Source organism: Pseudomonas sp. 1912-s (assembly GCF_029269205.1).
Taxonomy (GTDB): Bacteria; Pseudomonadota; Gammaproteobacteria; order Pseudomonadales; family Pseudomonadaceae; genus Aquipseudomonas.
This window is the reverse complement of the sequence record NZ_JARIXR010000025.1, coordinates 82,276-108,302: the sequence shown is the minus strand read 5'-3', so window position 1 is coordinate 108,302 and position 26,027 is coordinate 82,276. Positions and strand designations below refer to the sequence as shown.

General features: G+C 62.0%; 19 protein-coding genes and 1 rRNA gene. 13 read left to right on the top strand and 7 right to left on the bottom strand.

Annotated elements, in window-relative coordinates; translation table 11 throughout:
- Positions 1-96: 96 nt before the first annotated feature.
- From rrf to P3C29_RS25285, 7 genes are all read left to right on the top strand, one after another.
- Positions 97-212, top strand: a 5S ribosomal RNA gene (gene rrf, locus P3C29_RS25315).
- A gap of 159 nt (positions 213-371) precedes the next feature.
- Positions 372-3,821 (top strand): exodeoxyribonuclease V subunit gamma, encoded by a 3,450-nt coding sequence (gene recC / locus P3C29_RS25310; RefSeq protein ID WP_275965771.1) that lies wholly within the window; start codon positions 372-374, stop codon positions 3,819-3,821.
- Complete coding sequence (gene recB / locus P3C29_RS25305; RefSeq protein WP_275965770.1) at positions 3,818-7,495, top strand: exodeoxyribonuclease V subunit beta; 3,678 nt, start codon at positions 3,818-3,820, stop codon at positions 7,493-7,495. The genes recC and recB overlap by 4 nt, the downstream gene beginning before the upstream one ends.
- The gene (gene recD / locus P3C29_RS25300) at positions 7,492-9,543 is read left to right on the top strand and encodes an exodeoxyribonuclease V subunit alpha (RefSeq protein ID WP_275965769.1); all 2,052 of its coding nucleotides are present in this window, start codon (positions 7,492-7,494) and stop codon (positions 9,541-9,543) included. The genes recB and recD overlap by 4 nt, the downstream gene beginning before the upstream one ends.
- A 161-nt stretch (positions 9,544-9,704) precedes the next feature.
- Positions 9,705-10,274 (top strand): YfiR family protein, encoded by a 570-nt coding sequence (locus P3C29_RS25295; RefSeq protein ID WP_029616047.1) that lies wholly within the window; start codon positions 9,705-9,707, stop codon positions 10,272-10,274.
- The gene (locus P3C29_RS25290) at positions 10,271-11,539 is read left to right on the top strand and encodes a diguanylate cyclase (RefSeq protein ID WP_275965768.1); all 1,269 of its coding nucleotides are present in this window, start codon (positions 10,271-10,273) and stop codon (positions 11,537-11,539) included. The genes P3C29_RS25295 and P3C29_RS25290 overlap by 4 nt, the downstream gene beginning before the upstream one ends.
- A gap of 4 nt (positions 11,540-11,543) precedes the next feature.
- On the top strand, positions 11,544-12,035 hold the full coding sequence (locus tag P3C29_RS25285) for an OmpA family protein (RefSeq protein WP_010174161.1): 492 nt from the start codon (positions 11,544-11,546) through the stop codon (positions 12,033-12,035).
- A gap of 155 nt (positions 12,036-12,190) precedes the next feature.
- Here P3C29_RS25285 and P3C29_RS25280 read toward each other — a convergent pair whose 3' ends face one another.
- Positions 12,191-13,138 carry a LysR family transcriptional regulator gene (locus tag P3C29_RS25280; protein WP_010174163.1) on the bottom strand — a complete coding sequence of 316 codons (948 nt, stop codon included), beginning with the start codon at positions 13,136-13,138 and terminating at the stop codon, positions 12,191-12,193.
- A gap of 131 nt (positions 13,139-13,269) precedes the next feature.
- Here P3C29_RS25280 and P3C29_RS25275 point away from each other — a divergent pair, with 131 nt between their 5' ends.
- Positions 13,270-14,787 (top strand): CoA-acylating methylmalonate-semialdehyde dehydrogenase, encoded by a 1,518-nt coding sequence (locus P3C29_RS25275; RefSeq protein WP_010174165.1) that lies wholly within the window; start codon positions 13,270-13,272, stop codon positions 14,785-14,787.
- A 14-nt stretch (positions 14,788-14,801) separates the two neighbouring features.
- Positions 14,802-15,689, top strand: coding sequence for a 3-hydroxyisobutyrate dehydrogenase (gene mmsB, locus P3C29_RS25270; RefSeq protein WP_275965767.1), 888 nt, complete (start codon positions 14,802-14,804; stop codon positions 15,687-15,689).
- Between the two features lie 44 nt (positions 15,690-15,733).
- Here the strand turns inward: mmsB and P3C29_RS25265 are convergent, their stop codons facing one another.
- Complete coding sequence (locus P3C29_RS25265; protein WP_003212331.1) at positions 15,734-16,078, bottom strand: cupin domain-containing protein; 345 nt, start codon at positions 16,076-16,078, stop codon at positions 15,734-15,736.
- A gap of 240 nt (positions 16,079-16,318) precedes the next feature.
- Here P3C29_RS25265 and kynB point away from each other — a divergent pair, with 240 nt between their 5' ends.
- Positions 16,319-16,969: an arylformamidase gene (gene kynB / locus P3C29_RS25260; protein WP_201126090.1), complete on the top strand. Its 651-nt coding sequence runs from the start codon at positions 16,319-16,321 to the stop codon at positions 16,967-16,969.
- The gene (gene kynA, locus P3C29_RS25255) at positions 16,966-17,823 is read left to right on the top strand and encodes a tryptophan 2,3-dioxygenase (protein WP_275965766.1); all 858 of its coding nucleotides are present in this window, start codon (positions 16,966-16,968) and stop codon (positions 17,821-17,823) included. The genes kynB and kynA overlap by 4 nt, the downstream gene beginning before the upstream one ends.
- Before the next feature lie 156 nt (positions 17,824-17,979).
- Here the strand turns inward: kynA and P3C29_RS25250 are convergent, their stop codons facing one another.
- From P3C29_RS25250 to antA, 4 genes are all read right to left on the bottom strand, one after another.
- A complete protein-coding gene (locus P3C29_RS25250; RefSeq protein ID WP_010174183.1) occupies positions 17,980-19,383 on the bottom strand; it encodes an amino acid permease in 1,404 nt (467 codons plus the stop codon).
- 71 nt (positions 19,384-19,454) lie between these two features.
- Positions 19,455-20,462 (bottom strand): anthranilate 1,2-dioxygenase electron transfer component AntC, encoded by a 1,008-nt coding sequence (gene antC / locus P3C29_RS25245; RefSeq protein WP_275965765.1) that lies wholly within the window; start codon positions 20,460-20,462, stop codon positions 19,455-19,457.
- A gap of 105 nt (positions 20,463-20,567) precedes the next feature.
- Complete coding sequence (gene antB, locus P3C29_RS25240) at positions 20,568-21,059, bottom strand: anthranilate 1,2-dioxygenase small subunit (RefSeq protein WP_275965764.1); 492 nt, start codon at positions 21,057-21,059, stop codon at positions 20,568-20,570.
- Entirely contained in the window at positions 21,059-22,450 is a 1,392-nt protein-coding gene (gene antA / locus P3C29_RS25235; protein WP_010174190.1) for an anthranilate 1,2-dioxygenase large subunit, read from the bottom strand. The genes antB and antA overlap by 1 nt, the downstream gene beginning before the upstream one ends.
- Positions 22,451-22,762: 312 nt before the next feature.
- On the opposite strand from antA, the gene P3C29_RS25230 reads away from it, so the two are divergent.
- Positions 22,763-23,761, top strand: coding sequence for a helix-turn-helix domain-containing protein (locus tag P3C29_RS25230; protein ID WP_275965763.1), 999 nt, complete (start codon positions 22,763-22,765; stop codon positions 23,759-23,761).
- A gap of 144 nt (positions 23,762-23,905) precedes the next feature.
- On the opposite strand, the gene P3C29_RS25225 is transcribed toward P3C29_RS25230, so the two are convergent.
- Positions 23,906-24,781, bottom strand: a complete 876-nt coding sequence (locus tag P3C29_RS25225; protein WP_201126094.1) for a LysR family transcriptional regulator — start codon at positions 24,779-24,781, stop codon at positions 23,906-23,908.
- Positions 24,782-24,895: 114 nt separating this feature from the next.
- Between P3C29_RS25225 and P3C29_RS25220 the strand changes: the two genes are divergently transcribed.
- Complete coding sequence (locus tag P3C29_RS25220; protein ID WP_275965762.1) at positions 24,896-26,020, top strand: muconate cycloisomerase family protein; 1,125 nt, start codon at positions 24,896-24,898, stop codon at positions 26,018-26,020.
- Positions 26,021-26,027 lie beyond the last annotated feature (7 nt).

Genomic DNA, 26,027 nt, shown 5'->3' with positions numbered 1-26,027 from the left:
ATGAACCGAAAGTTCGATTCTTGCAAACACCGAAAGCTATCACATACCCAATTTGCTGAAGCGAGGCCAGCTGGCCACGACTCAGTACCCGAATTTCTTGACGACCATAGAGCATTGGAACCACCTGATCCCATCCCGAACTCAGCAGTGAAACGATGCATCGCCGATGGTAGTGTGGGGTTTCCCCATGTGAGAGTAGGTCATCGTCAAGATTAAATTCCAGAACCCCTGATTGCTAACGCAATCAGGGGTTTTGTTTTGGGCGGTCGAAAAGCATGGCAAGCGGCCCCAGGTGCTCCTCACTTGCAGCCTACGATTGCCTTCAATGCTAAAGTCCATCCCTCGATTTTGCTTTTCCCAAGGAAGCCGTTATGCCGGATGCGACGTCCCTCAGTGCTGGATTCATGGTGGTTCACGGAAACCGCCTGGATGAACTGCGCAGCCTGGTCGTCAGTTGGATGCGCCGTTATCCGCTGGCTCCCCTGGAAAACGAAATCGCCCTGGTACAAAGCAATGGCATTGCCCAATGGCTCAAACTGGCACTGGCCGCAGACCCTGAAGATGACGACATGGGCGGCTGTGGCATCGCCGCGGCAATCGACGTGCAACTTCCTGGCAGCTTCATGTGGCAGCTCTATCGCATGGTCCTGGGCAAAGATGAGATTCCCCCCAAGTCCCTGCTCGACAAAGCCCCACTGACCTGGCGCCTCATGCGCCTGCTTCCCGAGCTGATCGACCAGCCCCACTTCGAGCCCCTGCAGCGTTTCCTGACGGATGACACTGATCTGCGCAAACGCTACCAGCTGGCGGAACGTCTGGCTGACCTGTTCGACCAATACCAGGTTTACCGCGCTGACTGGCTGGAAGACTGGGCTGCGGGCCGCCATCAATTGCGCAATGGCCGAGGCGAATCCAAACCCCTGAGCCCGGCCAACTGCTGGCAAGCCGAACTATGGCGGGCGCTGCTGCTGGATGTCGGGGAGGAGGGCATGGCCCAGAGTCGCGCGGGTGTTCACCAGCGCTTTATCGAGCGCATCAACACCCTTGAACAAGCACCCGCTGGCCTGCCTTCCCGAGTAATCGTTTTTGGCATCTCTTCCTTGCCAGCCCAAGCCCTGGAAGCACTCGCCGGCCTCGCCCGTTTCAGCCAAGTCCTGCTGTGCGTGCACAACCCATGTCGCCACCATTGGTCCGACATCGTTGCCGACAAAGACCTGCTCCGAAACGAGTACAAGCGCCAGGCCCGCAAAGCCGGAATGCCCGTCACCATTGATCCGCAGACCCTGCACCAGCACGCCCATCCGCTGCTCGCTGCCTGGGGCAAACAAGGTCGCGACTACATCAACCTGCTGGACAGCTACGACGACCCCAACAGTTACCGCTCGGCATTCCGCGACGGTCGCATCGACCTGTTCAGTGAGAGCGAGCCCACCACCTTGCTCAACCAGCTCCAGGACGACATCCTCGAACTGCGCCCGCTCAACGAAACCCGCGAACGCTGGCCAGGCGTCGACGTGAAGCGCGACACCTCCATCCGCTTCCACATTGCCCACAGCGCCCAACGCGAAGTGGAAATCCTCCACGACCAACTGCTCCAGCGCTTCAGCGCCGACCCTACGCTGCGCCCGCGCGACATCATCGTCATGGTCCCCGACGTCGATAGCTACGCGCCGCACATTCGCGCCGTATTCGGCCAGCTTGAAAGAAGCGACCTACGCTTCATCCCCTTCACGCTGACAGACCAAGGCCAGCGCGGCCGTGACCCATTGCTGATTGCCGTCGAGCACCTGCTCAAGCTTCCCGACAGCCGCTTCCCGGTCAGTGAAATCCTCGACCTGCTCGACGTCCCGGCGCTGCGAGAACGCTTCGCCATCAAGGAGCGCGACCTGCCGACCCTGCACCGCTGGATCGAAGGCGCCGGCATCCGCTGGGGCCTCAATGCCGAACAGCGCGCCGGCCTTGGCTTGCCCAATGAGCTGGAGCAAAACAGCTGGCGTTTCGGCCTGCGCCGCATGCTCCTGGGTTACGCCGTCGGCACCGGTGCTGCCTGCGACGGCATTGAGCCCTACGATGAAATCGGCGGCCTCGACGCGGCACTGATCGGGCCGCTGGTTGCACTGCTCGACGCACTGCACGACGCCCACCAGGCTCTTTCACAACCCGCCGCGCCGAGAGAGTGGGGCGAGCGCCTGCAAAACCTCATGCAGCTGTTCTTCCTCCCGAGCAACGAACATGACGACTACCTGTTGGGTCAGCTTGAGCAACTGAGAGAAACCTGGCTGGAGACCTGCGAGTCCGTCGGCCTGCACGACGAGTTACCCCTCACCGTAGTCCGCGAGGCCTGGATGGTTGGCCTCGACCAGGGGCGATTGTCCCAACGCTTCCTTGCAGGGGCTGTCAATTTTTGCACCCTGATGCCCATGCGCGCGATCCCGTTCAAGCTGGTGTGCCTGCTGGGCATGAACGACGGCGACTACCCGCGCGCTCAACCGCCGCTGGACTTCGACCTGATGGGCAGCGACTACCGTCCAGGCGATCGTTCACGCCGCGAAGACGACCGCTACCTGTTGCTTGAAGCCCTGCTTTCGGCTCGCGACCAGCTCTACATCAGTTGGGTCGGCCGCAGTATCCGCGACAACAGTGATCGCCCGGCGTCGGTCCTGATCGGCCAACTGCGTGACCACATCGCCAGCGGCTGGCACACCACAAACGGTGAGCCGCTCCTGGAAGCCACCACCCAGGAACACCCGCTCCAACCCTTCAGCGCCCGCTACTTTCATGAAGGTGACGAGCTGTTCAGCTACGCCCGCGAATGGCAGTTGCTCCACGCAACCCCGGACAGCCTCCCCGATACCGGCAGCCTGGCACCCTACACCCAGGAAGAACCGCTGAGCCTCGGCCAGTTGCAGGACTTCCTGCGCAACCCGGTCAAACACTTCTTCAGTCAGCGCCTGAAAGTATTTTTCGAAGCCGCTGAAGTCCCGTTGGAAGATGAAGAACCCTTCGTCCTCGACGCACTGCAGCGCTATAGCCTGAGCGATAGCCTGCTCGCCGCCGCGCTGACCTGGCCTGACAATCCCGACGAAGCCCTCAACGCCCAAGCCCTGCGCCTGCAAGGCAGCGGCTTGTTGCCAATGGTCGGTTTCGGCGAATGCCTGCGCAAAGAGCTCATCGAGCCGTTGCCAGATCTGCTGCAGCGTTACCAGCAACTCCTGGCGCTCTGGCCCACGCCCTATGCCAGTGCTGAACCGATCAGTTTTGAGCATCACGGCATTCAGCTGGAAGGTTGGATCAGCGGCCTGCATCAACGTAGCGACGGCGGTTTTCTAAGTGTCACCGCCATCCCCAACAGCATTGGCTCGATCAAGACCCGCAAGTGGCACCGCCTGATTCGCCCGTGGGTGAACCACCTGGTGGCCTGTGCTTGCGGGCTGCCGTTAAGTACCGGCCTGGTCGCCAGCGACGACACCCTGCTATTGGGCCCGCTGGAGCAAGCCACCGCCCAGGAACTCCTCGGTAACCTGCTGCTCGCGTGGAAAACCGGCATGAGTGAACCACTGCCAATTGCTGTTAAAACGGCGTTCGCCTGGCTCTCTCAAACCGACCCGGTCAAGGCCCACACTGCCGCCAGCAAAGCCTACGAAGGCGACGGCCAAACCACCGACGGCGAGCGCCGTGAAAGCCCCGCGCTCACTCGCCAGTTTCCCGACTACGCCGCGCTGATGGCCAGCGAAGAGTTCGAAGGCTGGTGTGAAACCCTGTATCGACCGTTGGTCAACGCCTCCTGGCGATCACTCACCAGCGCGGAGGCCGGCGCATGAGCAGCACAAAACCCCTGGCCCTGGCATTCCCGCTCAAGGGCAGCCAACTGATCGAAGCCAGTGCTGGCACGGGCAAGACGTTCACTATCTCGGCGCTTTACCTACGCCTGGTGCTCGGCCACGGCGGGGACGAAGCGGGCTTCGGCCGCGAGTTGCTGCCGCCGCAAATCCTTGTGGTGACGTTCACCGACGCGGCCACCAAAGAGCTGCGTGAACGTATCCGTATCCGCCTGGCTGAAGCCGCGCGTTTTTTCCGCGAAGAAATCGAAGAACCCGACGCGCTGATCGCCGAACTGCGTGCCCAATACAGCCCCGAGCAATGGCCAGGTTGCGCGAATCGCCTGGACATCGCCGCCCAATGGATGGATGAGGCCGCCGTTTCGACTATCCACAGTTGGTGCCAGCGCATGCTGCGCGAACACGCGTTCGACAGCGGCAGTTTGTTCACCCAAACCCTGGAAACCGACCACAGCGACCTGCTCGGCGAAGTGCTGCGCGACTACTGGCGACTGTTCTGTTACCCGATGCATGACGATGCGTTGAATTGGGTGCGCAACAATTGGGGCGGCCCGGCAGCCCTGATGCCACGGGTACGCGCGCTGTTCGGCAGTGAGCGGCCCACGGATGAAACTCGTGACCCCGCTGAGCTGATCAACGAATGCCTGCAGGAACGCCGCCAAGCTCTTGTCGCGCTCAAGGCCCCCTGGCAACAATGGGCAGAAGAGTTGCGCACTATTTGCCTGCAAGCCGTCGCGGCTAAAGCCGTCGATGGTCGCAAGATGCAAGCCCGTTACTTCGAACCCTGGTTCGAAAAAATCAGCGCCTGGGCCGCTGACGAATCACTCGAACAACTGGACATCGGCACCGGCTTCACCCGCCTGACGCCCGACGGCATGGCCGAAGCCTGGAAAGGCGAGCCGCCGCACCATCCGGGTATCGATGCCATGGCCGGTCTCAAGGCCAGCCTCGACGCCTTGCCCACCCCCGATGCTGCCGTACTGCAACACGCCGCCGGCTGGGTGGGAAAACGCTTCGAAGAAGAAAAACGCCGACGCGCCGAAATGGGTTTCGACGACATGTTGATCCGCCTCAACGCTGCGCTCCAGGCCGACGGCGGCGAGCGTCTGGCGAGCGTGATCCGCGAGCAATTTCCGGTCGCCTTGATCGACGAATTCCAGGACACCGACCCGGTGCAATACAGCATCTTCGACAGCATCTACCGCATCGAAGAAAACCACCTCGACAGCGGCCTGTTCCTGATCGGCGATCCGAAGCAGGCGATCTACGCGTTCCGTGGCGCCGACATCTATACCTACCTGCGTGCACGGCAATCCACTACCGGCCGCCATCACACCCTGGGCACCAACTTCCGTTCGAGCCACGCCATGGTCGAGGCGGTAAACCATGTGTTCCAGCGCGCAGAAAAAGGCCGTGGCGCATTCCTGTTCCGTGAACCGGACGGGACAAATCCGGTGCCGTTCCAGTCGGTATTGTCCCAGGGCCGCAAGGAACAATTGCAGGTCAACGGTCAGACGTTGCCAGCGCTGAACCTCTGGCACCTGCCCACCGACCAGCCCATATCCGGCGTGCTCTACCGCCAACAGCTGGCCGCTTCCTGCGCCAGTCAAATCGTTGCATTGCTTAATGGCGGACAGCAGGGGACTGCCGGATTCCTGAGCAAAGACGGTAGCTTCAAAGGCGTACTGCCGTCAGACATCGCCATCCTCGTGCGCGACGGCAAGGAAGCCCAAGCCGTGCGCGGTGAGCTGGCGGCCCGTGGTGTGCGCAGCGTGTACTTGTCGGATAAAGACTCGGTGTTCGCCGCCCAGGAAGCCCACGACCTGCTGGCCTGGCTCAAGGCCTGCGCCGAGCCGGACGTCGAGCGCCCGCTGCGCGCCGCCCTGGCCTGCGTCACCTTGAACCTGTCGCTGCCGGAACTGGAGCGTCTGAACCAGGACGAACTGGCGTGGGAAAAGCGCGTAATGCAGTTCCGCGACTACCGCACGATCTGGCGCACTCAAGGCGTGCTGCCGATGCTGCGGCGCCTGCTGCACGACTTCAAATTGCCGCAAACCCTGATCACCCGCAGCGATGGCGAACGGGTACTGACCAACCTGCTGCACCTCTGCGAATTGCTGCAACAAGCGGCTGCGGAACTGGACGGTGAACAGGCGCTGATTCGCCACCTGGCCGAACATCTTGCGCTCTCCGGGCAGGCCGGTGAAGAGCAGATACTGCGGCTGGAAAGCGATGAGCAATTGGTCAAGGTGGTGACGATCCACAAGTCCAAGGGCCTGGAATACGACCTGGTCTTCCTGCCGTTTATCTGCTCGGCAAAACCGGTGGATGGCAGCCGCTTGCCGTTGCATTACCACGACGCAAACGGTAAATCCCAGGTCAGCCTCAGGCCCACCGCCGAGCTGATCGCCCAAGCCGACGACGAGCGCCTGGCCGAAGACCTGCGCCTGTTCTACGTGGCGCTGACCCGCGCCAAACACGCTTGCTGGCTAGGCATCGCCGACCTGAAGCGCGGCAATAACAACAGCTCGGTGTTGCATCTGTCGGCCCTGGGCTACTTGCTCGGCGGCGGTGCTTCACTGGGCGAATCCGCTGGCTTGGCGCGCTGGCTGCTCGACTTGCAGGAAGGTTGCCCGGCACTGCATTACGCACAAATGCCCGAAGCCGAAGCGGTGGTATTTCACCCGCCGCGCAACGAAGCCACCTTGCTTGCGCCCCTGATGCCAAGACGCAAGGCGGCGGAAAACTGGTGGATCGCGTCCTACAGCGCCCTGCGTATCGGCGAAAGCATGAGCGCGGCCAGTCTCGAAGCGCCGGAAAGCCCACAAGCGCAGAAGCTGTTTGACGACGAACGCCTCGACCCGGATGCTCCGCGTGAAGTGCCGGCTTCCGGTGGTGATATTCACCGTTTCCCACGCGGACCGAACCCCGGCACCTTCCTCCATGGCCTGCTGGAGTGGGCGGGCGGTGAAGGCTTCAACGTCACCCCCGAAGCCATCGAAGATGCGGTCGCCCGTCGCTGCAACCGACGTGGTTGGGAAGGCTGGATCGGCACGCTGTCCGGTTGGCTTGGGCACCTGTTGCAGGCGCGGCTGCCCCTGGGCAACGGGCAGATGGCCCTCAGCGAATTGCAGCAGTACCAGATCGAAATGGAATTCTGGTTCGCCAGCCACAAGGTCGATGTCCTCGCGCTCGACAAACTGGTGTGCCAGCACACGCACAATGGCGTGTCGCGGGTGGCCGCCGAGCCGGTGCTGCTCAACGGCATGTTCAAAGGCTTTATCGACCTGACGTTCGAACACGAGGGCCGCTACTACGTGGCCGACTACAAATCCAACTGGCTCGGCCCCGATGATTCGGCCTACACACAACAGGCCATGGAACTGTCGATCCTCGATCATCGTTACGACCTGCAATACGTGCTTTACCTGCTGGCCCTGCATCGTCAGCTCAAGGCACGGCTGCCGGACTACGACTACGACCGCCACGTCGGCGGGGCGTTGTACCTGTTCCTGCGCGGCACCCATTCCGCGAGCCAGGGCGCGTATTTCACCCGGCCACCCCGGGAATTGATCGAAAGCCTGGACCTGCTGTTCCAGGGCAAACCGCTACCACCCAAGGCCGAGCCCGCCTGGGAACAAGGAGTGCTGCTATGAGCCTGTCGCCGTTACCGCTAGAGGAACTTACGCCTCTGAGCCGCGCCGCCGACCTGGTGCAATTGCTCGATCTCTGGGTGCAGCGTGGCTGGCTGCGGGCACTGGACAAGGCGTTTGTGGGCTTCCTCCACGAACTCGATCCGCAGGCCGATCCCTTGGTGTTGCTGGCCGCTGCCCTGACCAGCCACCAACTCGGTCACGGCCATGTGTGTCTTGACCTGTTCGAAACCCTCAAGGCTCCGGATTTCGCCTTGTCGCTGCCGCCCGAAGGCGATGCACACACCGGCGCCATGCTGCTGCCCTCGCAGTTGCTCGATGGCCTGGACGGCGCCCACTGGTGCCACGCCCTGGCCGCGAGCCGCCTGGTGGCACTGGCCGTCGATGGCAGCGAAGACGCGCAAAGCCGGCCACTGGTGCTGTCGGGCAAACGCCTGTACTTGCGCCGTTACTGGACTTACGAACGGCGCATCGATACCGCACTGCGTCTGCGACTCGCCACCCGCGAAAGCGTCGCCGATGATCTGCCCGAACGCCTGAATCGCCTGTTCGACCAGGCCCCGCCGGACGGTGTTGTCGACTGGCAGAAACTCGCCTGCGCCTTGGCGACGCGCGGTGCATTCAGCATCGTCACTGGCGGCCCGGGCACCGGCAAGACCACGACGGTGGTGCGCTTGCTCGCGCTGTTGCAGGCGCCAGCGGTGGAAGCGGGCAGCGCATTGCGTATTCGTCTGGCCGCGCCCACCGGCAAGGCGGCCGCGCGCCTGACCGAGTCCATCAGCCAGCAAGTGCTGTCGCTGAAAGTGCCTGATGCGGTGAAGGACAAGATCCCGACCCAAGTCACCACTGTTCACCGTTTACTCGGCAGCCGGCCCGGAACCCGACACTTTCGGCATCACATTGGCAATCCGTTACCCCTGGATGTACTGGTAGTGGACGAAGCCTCAATGATCGACCTGGAAATGATGGCCAACCTGCTGGACGCCTTGCCGCCCCATGCCCGTTTGGTGCTGCTGGGTGACAAGGACCAGTTGGCCTCGGTTGAGGCCGGTGCGGTGCTGGGTGATTTATGCCGCGACGCCGAAGCTGGTTTCTACAGCCCGCAAACCCGCCAGTGGCTGCAACAGGTCAGCGGCGAAGACCTAGGCTCCAGCGGGCTGCAGGAAGACCTGGACGGTAGCCACCCCTTGGCGCAACAAGTAGTGATGCTGCGTTACTCGCGACGGTTTGGCGAAGGCAGCGGCATTGGCCAACTGGCCCGCTGGGTCAACCAGCAAAACGCCGAGCAGGCCCGCAAACTGCTGGCCGCCCGTAGCCACGCCGACCTGTTTTGCGTCAGCCTCAAGGGCGAGCACGACCATGCCCTGGAGCGCCTGGTGCTGGACGGGCACGGCGAGGGTGCCCACGGTTATCGCTATTACCTGAAGCTGCTGCAGACCGCGCGCCCGTCCCTCGACACGCCCCGCGACGACGAAGCCTGGACCCTCTGGGCGCAAAAGCTGCTGAAAGCCTTTGATGCGTTCCAGTTGCTCTGCGCCGTACGCAAGGGGCCTTGGGGTGTGGAGGGCTTGAACCAGCGCATCACCGCCGCGCTGCTTAGGGCCCGGCTGATCGACAGCGACCAGCAGTGGTACGAAGGCCGCCCGGTGTTGATGACCCGCAACGACTACGGCCTGGGCCTGATGAACGGCGATATCGGGATTGCCCTGAAACTGCCGGAAAGCGACGGCGGGCCGCAGGTACTGCGCGTGGCATTCCCGCGCAACGATGGCCAGGGCGGTGTGCGCTTTGTGCTGCCCAGCCGGCTCAACGATGTGGAAACCGTGTACGCGATGACGGTACACAAGTCCCAGGGTTCGGAGTTCACCCACACTGCACTGATCCTGCCGGATGCCTTGAACCCGGTGCTGACCAAAGAGCTGATCTACACCGGCATCACCCGCGCCAAGGATTGGTTCAGCCTGATCGAGCCCCGGGGCGGGGTGTTCGAAGAGGCGGTGCGCCGCAAGGTGAAGCGCTTGAGTGGGCTGATGCTGGAACTGGGCACTTGATCGCTGAATAAGCTGACCGATGGGTTATCTAAATTTTCTGATCCAAATGTGTGATTTTTCTTAATAAAATGTCGGAATCCTCCCTGGTGTCGCCTCGGGGGTTTTCCGCCGTTGTGCTATCGTTGCGGCATCATCCCGAGAAGATCAAAGAGAATCGCTGCATGAACGTGGCTGTCTCGCCCACAGAGCGAAGTTTGAGCTGGAGACGAATGCTGCTGTTGGCGCTTCTGTGGGTATGCACGCCTCTCGCTTTTGCCCAGCCGCCTGCCGGCATCGCCGATCAACGGGCCAAGTCGGTCACTCAGGTCGTCCTGGGTATTCTCAGTTATGCCCGCTGGCCGGTAGAACCCGCGCAACTGCGCCTGTGCATTGTCGGGCCGACCCAATACACCGATGACCTGGTCAAAGGCACGACTCAGGCCACCGGCCGTCCGGTGGTGGTGCAACGGTTGCTGGCCGACCACCCGGACATCGCCAATGCCTGTGACGCCGTGTACATCGGCCAATTGACCAGCGACGAGCGCAGCCGCCTGTTCGCGTCACTGATCGGCCATCCGGTGCTCAGCATCAGCGAAGGCGGCGACCAATGCACCGTGGGCAGCCTGTTCTGCCTGCGGGTGGCCGATGAACAGGTGTCGTTCGAGGTCAACCTCGACTCTGTTGCCCGCAGCGGTGTGCGCATTCATCCGAGCGTACTGCAATTGTCCCGCCGTCGAGCGTCAGGGTCATGAGGTTCGGTAAAGCGCCGGTGCGCCCAACCTTGCGTTCGGTGATCGGTCGCGGGCACCTGAGCCTGGCACTGATGGCGGTCAGCATGGCCAGTATCTCCCTGACGCTGCTTGGCGTGCTGGCGCTGCGGGTGTATGCCGACCACAACCTGCACCTGATCGCCCGTTCCATCAACTACACCGTGGAAGCGGCCGTGGTGTTCAACGACAGTGCCGCGGCGACTGAAGCCTTGGCCGTGATTGCCTCGGAGGAAGAAGTGGCCGAGGCAGAAGTCTTCAACGTTGAAGGCAAGCAGTTGGCGCATTGGGAGCGCCCGGAAACCGGGATGCTGTCCATGATTGAGCTGCACCTGGCGCACGCCCTGCTTGAACAACCCATCAGCCAGCCGATTTTGCACCAGGGCCAGGTCATCGGCAGCGTGCACCTGACCGGCCACGGCGGCAGCCTGCTGCGTTTTCTGCTCAGCGGGCTGGCCGGGATCCTGGTGTGCACCGCACTCAGCGCCTGGGTCGCGTTGTTCCTGGCGCGACGGCTGTTGCGCGGCATCACCGGGCCATTGCACAGCCTGGCCTCGGTGGCCCACGCCGCCCGCAGCGAGCGGGCGTTTGACCGGCGCGTGCCGCCGGCGCAAATCGCCGAGCTCGACAGCCTGGGCAATGACTTCAACGCCTTGCTCGATGAGATGGAAGCCTGGCAAACCCACCTGCAAAGTGAAAACGAAACCCTCGCCCACCAGGCCAGCCACGACAGCCTGACCGGGTTGCCCAACCGCGCGTTCTTCGAAGGACGATTGATCCGGGCCCTGCGCAGCGCCGCCAAACTCAACGAGAAAGTGGCGGTGCTGTTCCTCGACAGCGACCGCTTCAAAGACATCAACGACAACTTCGGGCACGCCGCCGGCGACGCGGTATTAGTGGCCGTGGCGGCGCGCGTGCGTGCACAGCTGCGCGAAGACGATCTGGTGGCCCGCCTGGGGGGCGATGAATTTGCGATCCTGCTGTCGCCCCTGCACAAGCTGGAGGACGCCCAGCGCATCGCCGACAAAATCATCGCCAGCATGGATGCACCGATTCCTCTGCCCGGCGACACCCAGGTATTGACCTCACTCAGTATCGGCATCGCCGTCTACCCTGATCATGGTGCCACCCCGGGCACCCTGCTCAACGCCGCCGACGCGGCGATGTACCAGGCCAAACGGCTTTCCCAAGGTGGCCAGCAAACGGCGGAGTCGGAGTCCCTCGCCGTCAACATTCAACACAGGAGTTGATCCCTTGTTTTCGACCGCACGCGTTTTGTTTATCACCTTGCTCGTGGCCTTGCTTGCCCTGACGGGCTGCCAGACCCCGCCGCCCAAAGGCCTGACGCCCGCGCAAATTGCCGTGCTCAAGCAACAGGGTTTTGAACTGACAGACGAGGGCTGGGCCTTCGGCCTGTCGGGCAAGGTGCTGTTTGGCAGCGACGTCGAAAGCCTGAATGGGCCCAGCACCGAGATCGTCCAGCGCATCGGCAAGGCGCTGTTGGGCGTGGGCATTGAGCGCGTGCGGGTCGACGGCCACACCGACGCCTCGGGCAAGGAAACCTACAACCAGCAACTGTCCCTGCGCCGGGCGAAAAGCGTCGCCAAGGTGCTGACCAGTATCGGGATGAAAGAAGAAAACGTGCAACTGCGCGGGCTGGGCAGCAGCGAGCCGGTGGCCTCCAACGCGACAGCGGCAGGGCGCACCGAGAATCGCCGGGTGTCGATTGTGGTGATTGCCGACTAAGCCGGCGGCCTCGTTCGCTCTATGGAATGCGTTCAAAAATGTGGGAGCGGGCTTGCTCGCGAAGGCGGTGGATCAGTTGATAAATTCGGCGACTGACACACTGCTATCGCGGGCAAGCCCGGCTCCCACATTTTATTTATGGTGTGTTTGATCGCTTAATCCGCAAACCTCATGTCGCGGGTTTCCCCCATCAACAACGGCTGATTTTGCTCCGTCACCTCGCGGATGTAGTCCCACAGCAGGGTGATCCGTTTCAACTTCCTCAGGTCCTCGCGGCAGTACATCCAGAACTGCCGCGTAATGTTGATCTCCTTGCCCAGCACCGGCAGCAATCGCGGGTCCTGCGCCGCCAAAAAGCACGGCAGAATCGCCAGAGACCGACCTTGCTGCGCCGCCACGTACTGCGCGATCACGCTGGTACTGCGCAAGCTGGCGCTGGCGCCGGGCACCACGTTGGCCAGGTACAGCAGCTCTGAACTGAACGCCAGGTCGTCCACGTAACTGATAAACGGATGTTCGGCCAAGTCAGCTGCCCGGCGGATGGGCGGGTGCTGGTCCAGATACTCCTGGGTCGCGTAAAGCTGCAGCTTGTAATCGCACAACTTGCAGCACACGTACGGCCCGTGTTCCGGGCGCTCCAGGGCGATGACGATATCCGCCTCGCGCTTGGACAGGCTGATGAAGTGGGGCAGGGGCAGGATATCCACCGAGATCGCCGGGTAGGTGTCGACAAAGTGGCTCAGTTGCGGGGTGACGAAGAAGCTGCCGAACCCTTCGGTGCAGCCCATGCGCACGTGGCCGGACAGCGCCACTCCAGAGCCCGAGACCTGTTCGCAGGCCATGTGCAGGGTGCTTTCTATCGACTCGGCGTAACCCAGCAAACGCTGGCCTTCGGTGGTCAGAACGAAGCCGTTGGTCCGGGACTTTTCAAACAGCAGGGTGCCCAACGATCCTTCAAGCGAACTGATGCGCCGCGACACGGTGGTGTAGTCCACCGCCAGGCGCTTGGCGGCGACGCTGGCCTTGCGGGTGCGGGCAACTTCGAGGAAAAACTTCAGGTCATCCCAGTTCAGGGAGCCTAGCGACGTGATGTTTTTTTGCATATTGGACCGGCTTTTATGTGCGTTCTTATTAGAAGTTTGCACATCTATACTCCAAAAACAGTCCGAACGCCTCATCATCAAGGCGATTCAACGCCTTGGTTCTCTGCATACCTATAAGAATTGGAGACCACATGAACGCATCTGCCGATATTTCCGTGCAACAGGTCAAGCTGCTGATCAACGGCGAGTGGGTCGAATCCAAGACCACCGAATGGCAAGACATCGTCAACCCGGCCACCCAGCAGGTGTTGGCCCGCGTACCGTTTTCCACCCCCGAAGAAGTCAACGCGGCCATCGATGCCGCCCATCGCGCCTTCCAGACCTGGAAGCTGACGCCGATCGGTGCGCGCATGCGCATCATGCTCAAGCTGCAAGCCTTGATCCGCGAGCACTCCAAGCGCATCGCCGTAGTGCTCAGCGCCGAGCAGGGCAAGACCATTGCCGACGCTGAAGGCGACATTTTCCGTGGCCTGGAAGTGGTCGAGCACGCCTGCTCCATCGGCACTTTGCAGATGGGCGAATTCGCTGAAAACGTCGCCGGCGGCGTCGATACCTACACCCTGCGCCAGCCAATCGGCGTGTGCGCCGGCATTACCCCGTTCAACTTCCCGGCGATGATTCCGCTGTGGATGTTCCCGATGGCCATCGCCTGCGGTAACACCTTCGTACTCAAGCCGTCGGAGCAGGATCCGCTGTCGACCGTGCTGCTGGTTGAGCTGGCGCTGGAAGCCGGCGTGCCAGCCGGTGTGTTGAACGTGGTTCACGGCGGCAAGGATGTGGTGGATGCGCTGTGCACCCACAAAGACATCAAGGCCGTGTCCTTCGTCGGTTCGACCGCTGTCGGTACCCACGTCTACGACCTGGCCGGCAAACACGGCAAGCGCGTGCAATCGATGATGGGCGCCAAGAACCACGCCGTGGTGCTGCCGGACGCCAACCGCGAACAAACCCTGAACGCCCTGGTAGGTGCCGGTTTCGGCGCGGCCGGCCAGCGTTGCATGGCGACGTCCGTGGTGGTGCTGGTGGGCGCGGCCAAGCAATGGCTGCCCGACCTCAAGGCCCTGGCGCAAAAACTCAAGGTGAACGCCGGCAGCGAAGCGGGCACCGATGTGGGGCCGGTGATCTCCAAGCGCGCCAAGGCACGCATCCTCGACCTGATCGAAAGCGGCGTGAAAGAAGGCGCCAAGCTGGAACTGGATGGCCGTGGCATCAAGGTGCCGGGTTTTGAAGACGGCAACTTCGTCGGCCCAACCCTGTTCTCCGGTGTGACCACCGACATGCAGATCTACACCCAGGAAATCTTCGGCCCTGTGCTGGTGGTGCTGGAAGTCGATACCCTCGATCAGGCCATCGCGCTGGTCAACGCCAACCCGTTCGGCAACGGCACCGGCCTGTTCACCCAGAGCGGTGCGGCGGCGCGTAAATTCCAGAGCGAAATCGATGTGGGCCAGGTCGGCATCAACATCCCGATCCCGGTGCCGGTGCCGTTCTTCAGCTTCACCGGTTCACGCGGCTCGAAACTCGGCGACCTGGGCCCGTACGGCAAGCAAGTGGTGCAGTTCTACACCCAGACCAAAACCGTCACCAGCCGCTGGTTCGACGATGACAGCGTCAACGATGGCGTCAACACCACCATCAACTTGCGCTGATCAAGGAGACGACCATGAAGATTGCATTTATTGGCCTGGGCAACATGGGCGCGCCGATGGCGCGCAACCTGATCAAGGCGGGCCATGCGCTGAACCTGTTTGACCTGAACCAGACCGTGCTCCAGGAACTGGCCGACCTGGGCGGTACCATCAGCGCCTCACCACGCGCGGCAGCAGAAGGCGCCGAGTTGGTGGTAACCATGCTTCCGGCTGCAGCCCACGTGCGCAGCGTATGGCTGGGTGAAGACGGCGTGCTGGCCGGCATCGGCAAAGGCGTGCCGGCGGTGGATTGCAGCACCATCGACCCGCAGACCGCCCGCGATGTAGCAGCGGCGGCAGCAAAACAAGGCGTGGTGATGGCCGATGCCCCGGTGTCCGGCGGCACCGGCGGCGCCCAGGCCGGGACACTGACCTTCATGGTCGGCGCCACCCCGGAACTGTTCGCCACCCTGCAACCGGTACTGGCGCAGATGGGCCGCAACATCGTGCATTGCGGCGAAGTCGGCACCGGGCAGATCGCCAAGATCTGCAACAACCTGCTGCTGGGCATCACCATGGTCGGCGTCAGCGAAGCCATGGCCCTGGGCGATGCGCTGGGCATCGACACCCAAGTGCTGGCGGGGATTATCAACAGCTCCACCGGGCGCTGCTGGAGCTCGGACACCTACAACCCGTGGCCCGGGATTATCGAAACGGCACCGTCGTCCCGGGGTTATACCGGCGGGTTTGGTGCGGAACTGATGCTCAAGGATCTGGGGCTGGCCACTGAAGCCGCACGCCAGGCGCACCAACCGGTGATCCTCGGTGCAGTGGCGCAGCAGTTGTATCAATCGATGAGCCAGCGTGGGGAAGGGGGCAAGGACTTCTCGGCGATCATCAACAGCTATCGCAAGCCCAAATAGGGCGTTTGTGGCGGGGGGGACAAGCCCCCTCACCACAACGGCTGTCAGGCAAACACAAAATACTTACGCACCGTCTCGACCACTTCCCACGTCCCCTTCATCCCCGGCTCCACCACAAAGATATCCCCAGCCCGCAAATGGATCGGCTCCAGGCCATCCGGGGTGATCACGCAGTAGCCTTCCTGGAAGTGGCAGTATTCCCACTTCACATACTCCACCCGCCATTTGCCCGGGGTGCAGATCCAGGTGCCCATGATCTTGCTGCCGTCTTCGCTGGTGTAGGCGTTGAGGTTGACGGTGTGCGGGTCGCCTTCGAGTTTTTCCCATTTGCAGGCGTCCAGCACCGGCAGTGGGTGGGTGTCGCGCAGTACGGTGATTGGCTTGGACATGATGATTCCGAGGCAGAGGAAGGGAAGTCCGAACCCTATCGCCTTGGGCCGCCCGCCAATGGTCTGAACTCGACATCGGGATGCCCGGAAGCGCCGATGCGCTGATTGAAACATCCAATCACCAATCAGCCATTTCCTCGCAGTAAGTGCGAAAGATTTCCCACTTTGCGCTGGAATTCGCAAGAATATTTACAGCTGGCCCTCGTATCATTCACCCCAGTAACGACCGAGAGCCTTGAAATGAATCCAATAAAAACGTGGTGGGACATCAGCCCGCCCTTGAGCACCGCGACCCCGACCTGGCCGGGTGATACGCCGTTTCAGGAAGAGCGTGTCTGGCAGTTCGGCCCCGAGTGCCCGGTGAATGTCGGGCGCATTACCCTGTCGCCCCACACCGGCGCCCATGTGGACGCGCCGTTGCACTACAGCGCTGACGGTGCGCCGATCGGCGAAGTGTCCCTGGAGGTGTACATGGGCCCGTGCCGGGTGCTGCACTGCCTGGGCAGCGGCGCGCTGGTGCAACCGCATCAGTTGGAAGGCCGCCTGGAAAACCTGCCTGAGCGGGTGCTGTTGCGCACTTATCAACAGGCACCGCTGGAAACCTGGGATTCGAATTTCACCGCCGTCGCCCCGCAAACCGTCGAACTGCTGGCCAGCCTCGGTGTGCGCCTGATCGGTATCGACACGCCGTCCCTCGACCCGCAACAGTCCAAGACCATGGACTCCCACAATGCCGTCGCCCGGCATGGCATGGCGATTCTCGAAGGCATCGTCCTCGACGACGTGCCGGAGGGCGATTATGAGTTGATCGCGCTGCCGCTGCGGTTTGCCAACCTCGATGCCAGCCCGGTACGAGCCATTCTCCGCCCGCTCAAGGAGCCCACGCGATGAGCCAGTGTCCTTTCTCCCCCGATTACCAGCCGCCGGAAGAATGGCATAACGCCGAGCTGAATTTTTCCGAGTCCATGAGCTATGGCGACTACCTGGACCTGGGCAAAGTGCTCAGCGCCCAGCACCCGTTGTCGCCGGACCACAACGAGATGCTGTTCATCATCCAGCACCAGACCTCGGAGCTGTGGATGAAGCTGATGCTCCACGAGCTCAAGGCCGCTCGCGAACACGTGCGCCAGGGTGAGTTGCCGCCAGCGTTCAAGATGCTGGCGCGGGTGTCGCGGATCTTTGACCAACTGGTGCACGCCTGGGCGGTGCTGGCGACCATGACGCCGTCGGAGTACAAGTCGATTCGTCCGTACCTGGGCCAGTCGTCAGGCTTCCAGTCGTTCCAGTACCGGGAAATCGAATTCATCCTCGGCAACAAAAGCGCGGCGCTGTTGCGGCCTCACGCCCATCGCCCGGAGTTATTGAACGAGTTGAAAGTGGCGATTGCCACGCCGTCGCTGTACGACGAGGCGGTCAACCTGATGGCCAAGGCCGGACTGACGATTGACCCCAAACGCGGCGAACGCGACCCCACGGCGCCGACGGTTCACGATGACTCCGTGGAAGCAGCGTGGCGCGAGGTTTATCGCGACCCGAGCCGGTATTGGGACCTGTACCAACTGGCCGAAAAGTTTATCGACCTGGAAGACTCCTTCCGTCAGTGGCGCTTCCGCCACGTGACCACGGTGGAGCGGATCATCGGCTTCCAGCCGGGCACCGGCGGCACCGAAGGCGTGGGTTACCTGCGCAAGATGCTCGACACCGTGCTGTTCCCCGAGCTGTGGCGAGTGCGTTCCACGCTGTAATCAAGGCCCAGCAAAAAGCCCCGGTACTCATCGAGTGCCGGGGCTTTTTTACAGCTCAAATACGCCACCTGTAGGAGCCGGCTTGCCGGCGATAGCGGCCTTGAGGCTAGCGCAAGGCTACGGTCCTCATCGCCGGCAAGCCGGCTCCTACAAGGGTTAGCGTGCGGCGGCCAAGGCTTTACCCTTGCTCAACCGCAACCGGTACGCCACATAGATAATCCCGACCCAAACCGGAATCGCATACACCGACGCCCGCACACCCGGAATCGCCAGCATCACGCAGATGATCATCAGCATGAACGCCAGGCACAGGTAGTTGCTGAACGGGAACCAGAAGGTCTTGAACGACGGCACCACGCCTTGCTCGCCCATGGCCTTGCGGAACTTGATGTGGGTCAGGCTGATCAGCGCCCAGTTGATCATCAGCGAAGCAACCACCAGCGCGAACAACAGCTCCAGCGCGTCATGCGGCGCGACGTAGTTGATCACCACGCACAGCAGCGTCACCAGAGCCGAAATGCCCAGGGCACGCAGGGGCACGCCTTGCTTGTTCAACTTCATCAGCGCTTTGGGCGCATCGCCTTGCTCGGCCAGGCCGAACAGCATGCGGCTGTTGCAGTACACGCCGCTGTTGTACACCGACAGCGCCGCGGTCAATACCACGAAGTTGAGGATGTGGGCGGCGGTGTCGTTACCGATCAAGGAAAAGATCTGCACAAACGGGCTGCCGCTGTAGGCATCGCCCGACGCGCCGAGGGTTTGCAGGAGTTGGTCCCATGGATACAGCGACAGCAGCACGGTGAGGGCGCCGACGTAGAAAATCAGGATCCGGTACACCACCTGGTTGATCGCCTTCGGGATCACCTTGCGTGGCTCGCTGGCTTCAGCGGCGGTAATGCCCACCAGCTCCAGGCCGCCGAACGAGAACATGATGAACGCCATGGACATCAACAGCCCCATGCCGCCATTGGGGAAGAACCCGCCGTGGCTCCACAGGTTGCTCACCGAGGCTTGCGGGCCGCCGGTGCCGCTGAACAGCAGGTAGCAGCCGAGCACGATCATGCCGACAATCGCCACCACCTTGATGATCGCAAACCAGAACTCGGTCTCACCGAAGAACTTCACGTTGAGGGTGTTGATCAGGTTGACCAGCACAAAGAACACCACCGCGCTGACCCAGGTCGGAATCTCCGGCCACCAGAACTGGATGTACTTGCCCACCGCCGTCAGTTCGGCCATGCCCACCAGCACATAGAGTACCCAGTAGTTCCAGCCGGCGAGGAAGCCTGCGTAACCGCCCCAGTATTTGTGAGCGAAGTGGCTGAAGGAGCCGGCCACCGGTTCCTCGACGATCATCTCGCCCAGCTGGCGCATGATCAGGAACGCGATGAAACCGGCTACCGCATAGCCCAGGATCATCGAGGGGCCAGCCGACTTGAGCACGCCCGCCGAGCCGAGGAACAGCCCGGTCCCGATCGCCCCTCCCAAGGCAATCAGCTGAATATGCCGGTTCTTCAGGCCACGCTTGAGGCCCACCGGGTTAACCATGTCATCCGCCATTAACATTCCCTTCTACTTGTTTTTTTCAGGGTTGATCGCACACCGAACCAGCCCCTCATACCGCTGAGGGGTCAGATATTACTCTCGGTAAACTTTTCGTAATACAGCTGAACGTCATCAAGTGCCTGATCCAGCAGCCATTGTTTGATGGATTCGACCATCGGCGGCGGCCCGCACACGTACATATCTGCCGATTGATCCCGCAATTCGGCCAGGTCGAAATGCTCGGTGAGGTAGCCGCGTTTGCCGGGCCAGTCGGAGGGCGGGTCGCTGAGGACTTCGGTGTAGCGAAACCCCGGGATTTTTTCGGCGTAGGCTTTTATGCGTGCGGCCTCACATAAATCTGCCGCACCGCGTACGCCGTAATACAGGTGCACCGGCTGCTGGCAACCGTTGGCGGCCAGCTCATCGAGCATGCCCAGCAGCGCCGACAGTCCGGTGCCGCCAGCCACCAGCACCAGCGGTTGGGTGACGTGCCGCAGGTAAAAAGCGCCGAGTGGCGCTTCCAGCAGCAGCTCATCGCCGACCTGGCAGCGTTCGCGGATGTAGTTGCTCATGACGCCATCGGGCAGCAGGCGGATCAGGAACTGCAACCGGTTGCCCGGGCGGTTGGCGAAGGAGTAGGAGCGCCAACTGTCGGTGCCGGGAATCGACAGGCGGGCGTACTGGCCGGGCAGGAAGTCCAGCGGGGCTTCAAGCTGCACATGCAGGATCGCCGTGCTGGCCGAGACCTGCTGCACCTGGCTCACGGTGCTGCGGATCTGCACCGGCCCCGGCGCGTTGCAGAGGCTGGAATCGAAGTCGAAGTAAAACGCCGCGTCGGATTGGACCCGGGTCTGGCAGCTGAGCATTTTGCGTTGTTGCAGGTCGAGGCTGGAGAGGGCTTCCTCGTCCACGTAGTCCTGAGTGAACTCGCCCGACTCGCACCGGCCCTGGCAAGTGCCACACACACCTTCGCGGCAGTCGAGCGGGATCTTGATGCCGTTGCGCAACGCCGCGTCCAGCAGGATCTCATTGGCGCCCACCGGGAAAAACAGGGTCTTGCCGTCGGCAAAACTGAAGGCCACTTTGTGATTCATTCGCAGAGCTCCGCGAGTTTGATTGTTATGCCTGACGAGCAAGCTTTTGTGGTGAGGGGACAAGCCCCCTCACCACAGGATCGCGCTCGCCACAAAAGCGCGTTGTCACAGGTGATAGAAATCCAGCACCGAGTTGATGGTGTCGTTGAGCAACAACGCATGCTTGCGGGTGATCAGCCAACTGTCGCCATCGGGCTTGAGGCTGTAAGTGGCGCTCCCGTAGAACTGCTCCGACATCGCCAGCCGATAGAACAGCGTGTGCCAGTTCAGCTTCACTTCCAGCAGCCCGTCCGGTTGCTCGGCAATCCGCACGTTATTGATCAAATGCAGGGTTCTCGGCATCGGCGTGGCCGACGCCGCCTTGCCCGTGCGCAGGCGAAACACCCGATCCTCCAGCCCGGAACGGTTGGCGTAGTAGATCAGCGACATCTCGCGCTTCGGGTCGCGGGTGTAGACATGTTCCGAGTCCCATTGCGGCAGGTGGAACTCACTCTGCGGGTCGAACAGCTGCACGTAGGCGTCCCAATCCTGGGCATCGCACAGCTCGGATTTACGGTAAAAGAACTGCTCGATCCGGTACTGCAATTGCGCATTCATCATTCCACCTCCCGCAGTTTCAGGGCTTGGGCATCAAGCCCGTCCAGCAGGAACTTCTGCCAGTTGCGATGCTGGTTGACGTACAGCCCTTCGTGGGTGAATTCGGTGCCGGTCATTGCCGGCTGGATACCGATGGCTTCGCTGTTGGGCGTCGGCCCGGTTTCCCAGCGATGGCTGCCGCGGGAGATATCGCTCCAGCGTTCCAGGCGGCCCTGGAAGCCACGCTGGGCTTCGCGAAACTCCACCAGGTCATCCGGCGTGCCCATGCCCGAGACGTTGAAGAAATCCTCGAACTGGCGGATGCGGTTTTCACGGTCGGCGTCAGACTCGCCCTTCACCCCCAGGCACTGGCTGATGATCTCGGTCTTGTTCCAGGCGATAGGGCGGATGATCCGCAGCTGCGAGCTGATCTGGTCGAGAAAGAACAGGCTTGGGTAGATGTTCAGGTTGCGCAGGCGGTGCATCATCCACTCGGCTTTTTGCTGGCCGTGTTCTTCGACCAGGCGCGGCATGATGGTGGCGTAGCCCGAACGCACGGTGGGGTTGGGCATGTCGCTGAACAACAGGCTGTGGCCATTGTTGAAGGCGAACCAGCCGTCGTCGGTGTTGGCATCACCGGCGCCGAGCTTGCTGTAGTCCAGGGTCGTGCCGGAACCCGTGCCGTTCTCGGTATTGACCTGCTGGCGATGCTGCACCGTGGCCACGTAGTTGTAGTGCACGGTGCTGACGTGATAACCGTCCAGGCCGTTTTCGTTTTGCAGTTTCCAGTTGCCGTCGTAGGTGTAGGCGGATTTGCCCGGCAGTACTTCCAGCTCACCGGTGGCCGACTGGGCGACCATCATGTCGAAGAACACCTTGGCGTCGCCCAGGAAGTCTTCCAGGCGGTTAGTGCCGTTCACGTCCAGGCTGATGAACACGAAGCCCTTGTAGCTCTCGATCCGCGCCTTTTTCAGGCCGCGAGTGGCCTTGTCGAAGCCTTCCGGGTATTCCCCCGGCGCCTTGACCTTCACCAGCCGGCCGTCGCTCTTGTAGCACCAGGCGTGGAACGGGCAGGTGAACGTGGACTGGTTGCCCTTGCCGACCCGCGTCAGGGTGGTGCCGCGATGCTGGCAGGCGTTGATCAGTGCGTTGAGCTGGCCTTCGCCGTCGCGGGTGATGATCATCGGCTGGCGCCCGGCACGCATCGTCACGAAGTCATGCTTGTTGGCCAATTCGCTTTCGTGACAGGCGTAGATCCAGTTCTTTTCGAAGATCAGTTCCATCTCCAGATCAAACAGTTCCGGCTCGGTGAACATGTCCCGGGCGATGCGGAACACCTCATCCACCGGACGAAAGTCCAGGCAGCCTTCGATAAAACTTTTCCACTGCTCGACGCTTCTTGCACCACTCATGGGAGGCACCTTTTGGATAATGGCTAAACGGGTAGGCCATTAAGAGGCTGCGGCGGGGCGGCGGGCTATCCGGTTAATGGGGGAAGGTGGGCCACTTAGTTGGGCACGAAATACCCACGGCGGTGCAGGGTGGTGGCGGAATGGGCTACTGTCTTGCGAGGTGATTGTCGGAAAAGTCTGCTTGTTATCCACTTAGTCGACGGTTGCTATCCACCCAGTGGCGATCCCGCTGGCGTGGCGCAAAACTTGCTGTTGCTCTACCAGGACGCGCCGTCAGAGCGCGCCGGCCACAATTGCCGTGGGTGCCCCGTGATGAGTAGCAATAAACGCGATATACGTATCGAGCGCTTCGACCTTGAAGGCGCCTGCAGCTGGATGTCCGGCATTTGCGGGCCGCACCGGCTGCAAACCGCGACGCCGGAGCGCATCCGTTTTCACCACAGTGCCAATGTGTTCAAGTCCCGCGCCACGACGCTGGGGATTATCGAGTACGGCACCGACGTCACCATCGATATCGAAGACGCCGAGCACTTCAGCAGCTACAGCCTGACCCTGCCTCTGGTGGGTGAGCAGGAGCTGAGCAAAAACGGCGTGCGGCTCAGCTCCAACCGCGACCAGGGCGTGATCATCTCGCCCAACGAGCATCAGGTACTGGAGATCTCGGGTGACTGCCGCAAGCTGCAAGTGGTGATCACCCGGGCGGCCATGAGCGAATCCCTGGAAGGCTTGCTGCAGCGGCCGATTGAAGCGCCGCTGCGCTTTGAGTCGGCGATGGACGCGGTGGACGGCGCCTCTGCGTCGTGGTGGCGCATGGCGCGGTATTTCATCGCCGAGCTGGAACGCAGCAGCGAGCTGTATGACCAGGTGGCGTTTACCCGGGACCTGGAAAGCTCGCTGATCAAGGGCCTGATCCTGGCCCAGCCGAACAACTATTCCGAAGAACTGCGGGACGTATTGGGGGTGAAGCTGCCGCACTATCTGATCCGTGCCCGGCAGTACATCCACGACAACGCCCGGGAAGCGGTGCACCTGGAGGACTTGGAGGCGGCGGCAGGCGTGTCGCGGTTCAAGCTGTTCGATGCCTTCCGCAAATACTTCGCCCTGTCGCCCATGGCCTATCTGAAGAAATATCGCCTGGGTGCCGTGCGCCAGCAAATCCTCGAACACGGCTCAACCCGCACCATCTCCGAGATCGCCCTGGGCTGGGGCTTTACCCACCTGGGGCGATTCTCGGCCGAGTACCGCAAGCTGTTCGACGAGTCTCCCAGCCAGACCCTTCAGCGCAACGATGCCCGGCGCATGCGTGGCTGAACACATTACTCAAAAACAACGGAGATCAACTGTAGGAGCTGGCTTGCCTGCGATAGCGGTGGATCAGCTTGCATTTTCTTTTCTGAATCACCGCTATCGCAGGCAAGCCAGCTCCCACAGGGGATTTGTGGTGGTTGTGAGATCTCAGATCAACTCTTCGACCAGTTGCAGGCAATGACTGAGCCCCGGCGACTGGTCATTGATCCGCCGGCTGAGAATGATCGGCGAAGTGGCGGTGGCTTCCACCACCGGCGTGTAGCCGATGTCGGCGCGGTGCAGCACTTGCACCGAGGCTGGCACCAGCGTCACGCCCATGCCCGCACCGACCAGGCCGATGGCGGTCTGCAATTCGTTGGTCCATTGCGCAACCTTGAGGCTCAAGCCGTGGGCGTCGAACAACGCGATCACATGGTCGGCGTAGCTGGGGCGCGGGTTGCCGGGGTACAGCACGAAGGGCTCTGCGGCCAACTGCGCCAGGGTGGCCGGAGCACCCAGCAAGGGATGCCCGGCCGGCAGCACCGCCACCAGCCGGTCCTCCACCAACACCCGCTGCACGATGGCCGGGTCGTCGATGCGAATCCGCCCGAAGCCCACGTCAATCCGCCCGGCCTTGAGGGCTTCGACTTGTTGCAGGGTGGTCATCTCGGAAAGCCCCAACTCCAGCTCCAGGCCATCGTGGCTGCGCAGCCGGCGAATCAGTTCGGGCAGCACGCCATACAGCGTCGACGGCGCAAAACCGATGCCCAGCCAGGTCTTTTGGCCAAGGCCGATGCGCCGGGTGTTGTCGCACACCTTGCCCAGTTGTTCCAGCAGCACATTGGCGTGCTCATAGAAAAAACGCCCGGCCTCGGTCAGGCGCAACGGCCGCCCGCGCTCCAGCAGGACCACGCCCAGTTCGTCTTCCAATTGCTGGATCTGCCGACTCAACGGCGGCTGGGCAATGTGCAGGCGTTCGGCGGCGCGGGTGAAGTTGAGGGTTTCACCCAGCACCTGGAAGTAACGCAGATGGCGCAGTTCCATAAAGACTCCATTCATACCTTAAGGGTATTGTTCGAGACCCATTCTATATTGGAAGCCAGCAGAGATCCGGAACAGAATCAGGCCAAATCTATAAAGAACCCAACGGGTATTGCCATGCCGATTTGTGCCATCGAGTCGATCGAGACCATCATCGTCGACCTTCCTACCATCCGCCCGCACAAGCTGGCGATGCACACGATGCAGAACCAAACCCTGGTGATCATCCGCGTGCGCTGCGCCGACGGCATCGAAGGCATTGGTGAATCCACCACCATCGGCGGCCTGAGCTACGGCAATGAAAGCCCCGACAGCATCAAAATCAACATCGACCGGCACTTCGCGCCGCTACTGCTAGGCCAGGACGCGAGCAATATCAACGCGGCCATGTTGCGCCTGGAGCGCAGCATTCGGGGCAACACCTTTGCCAAGTCGGGCATCGAAAGCGCGTTGCTCGATGCACTTGGCAAGCGCCTGAACCTGCCGGTCAGCGAATTGCTCGGCGGCCGTGTGCGGGACGCCCTGCCGGTGGCCTGGACCCTGGCCAGCGGCAACACCGAAAAAGACATCGCCGAAGCCGAGAAGATGCTCGACCTGCGTCGCCACCGCATCTTCAAATTGAAGATCGGCGCCGGTGAAGTCAGCCAGGACCTGGCGCATGTAATCGCGATCAAAAAAGCCCTGGGCGACCGCGCCAGCGTGCGGGTCGACGTCAACCAGGCGTGGGACGAAGCCGTGGCCCTGCGCGCCTGCAAGGTGCTGGGCGACAACGGTATCGACCTGATCGAACAACCGATTTCGCGCAACAACCGTGGCGGCATGGTGCGGCTCAACCTGTCGAGCCCGGCGCCGATCATGGCCGACGAATCCATCGAATGTGTGGAAGACGCCTTCAACCTGGCCCGCGAAGGTGCGGCCTCGGTGTTCGCCCTGAAGATCGCCAAAAACGGCGGCCCGCGTGCGGTGTTGCGTACCGCAGCGATTGCCGAGGCGGCGGGTATCGGCCTGTACGGCGGCACCATGCTCGAAGGCGGTATCGGCACCCTGGCCTCGGCCCATGCCTTTCTCACCTTGAACAAACTGGCGTGGGACACCGAGCTGTTCGGCCCGCTGCTGCTCACCGAAGACATCCTGGCCGAGCCGCTGGTGTACCGCGATTTCCACCTGCATGTCTCCACCGCTCCGGGCCTGGGCCTGGCCATCGATGAAGAGCGCCTGGCGTTCTTCCGTCGCGACCAATAACAAGAGG

Coding starts and splice junctions, on each gene's coding strand:
- recC (WP_275965771.1), top strand. CDS start 372: ATGCCGGATGCGACGTCCCTCAGTGCTGGATTCATGGTGGTTCACGGA.
- recB (WP_275965770.1), top strand. CDS start 3,818: ATGAGCAGCACAAAACCCCTGGCCCTGGCATTCCCGCTCAAGGGCAGC.
- recD (WP_275965769.1), top strand. CDS start 7,492: ATGAGCCTGTCGCCGTTACCGCTAGAGGAACTTACGCCTCTGAGCCGC.
- P3C29_RS25295 (WP_029616047.1), top strand. CDS start 9,705: ATGAACGTGGCTGTCTCGCCCACAGAGCGAAGTTTGAGCTGGAGACGA.
- P3C29_RS25290 (WP_275965768.1), top strand. CDS start 10,271: ATGAGGTTCGGTAAAGCGCCGGTGCGCCCAACCTTGCGTTCGGTGATC.
- P3C29_RS25280 (WP_010174163.1), bottom strand. CDS start 13,138: ATGCAAAAAAACATCACGTCGCTAGGCTCCCTGAACTGGGATGACCTG.
- P3C29_RS25275 (WP_010174165.1), top strand. CDS start 13,270: ATGAACGCATCTGCCGATATTTCCGTGCAACAGGTCAAGCTGCTGATC.
- mmsB (WP_275965767.1), top strand. CDS start 14,802: ATGAAGATTGCATTTATTGGCCTGGGCAACATGGGCGCGCCGATGGCG.
- P3C29_RS25265 (WP_003212331.1), bottom strand. CDS start 16,078: ATGTCCAAGCCAATCACCGTACTGCGCGACACCCACCCACTGCCGGTG.
- kynB (WP_201126090.1), top strand. CDS start 16,319: ATGAATCCAATAAAAACGTGGTGGGACATCAGCCCGCCCTTGAGCACC.
- kynA (WP_275965766.1), top strand. CDS start 16,966: ATGAGCCAGTGTCCTTTCTCCCCCGATTACCAGCCGCCGGAAGAATGG.
- P3C29_RS25250 (WP_010174183.1), bottom strand. CDS start 19,383: ATGGCGGATGACATGGTTAACCCGGTGGGCCTCAAGCGTGGCCTGAAG.
- antC (WP_275965765.1), bottom strand. CDS start 20,462: ATGAATCACAAAGTGGCCTTCAGTTTTGCCGACGGCAAGACCCTGTTT.
- antB (WP_275965764.1), bottom strand. CDS start 21,059: ATGAATGCGCAATTGCAGTACCGGATCGAGCAGTTCTTTTACCGTAAA.
- antA (WP_010174190.1), bottom strand. CDS start 22,450: ATGAGTGGTGCAAGAAGCGTCGAGCAGTGGAAAAGTTTTATCGAAGGC.
- P3C29_RS25230 (WP_275965763.1), top strand. CDS start 22,763: ATGAGTAGCAATAAACGCGATATACGTATCGAGCGCTTCGACCTTGAA.
- P3C29_RS25225 (WP_201126094.1), bottom strand. CDS start 24,781: ATGGAACTGCGCCATCTGCGTTACTTCCAGGTGCTGGGTGAAACCCTC.
- P3C29_RS25220 (WP_275965762.1), top strand. CDS start 24,896: ATGCCGATTTGTGCCATCGAGTCGATCGAGACCATCATCGTCGACCTT.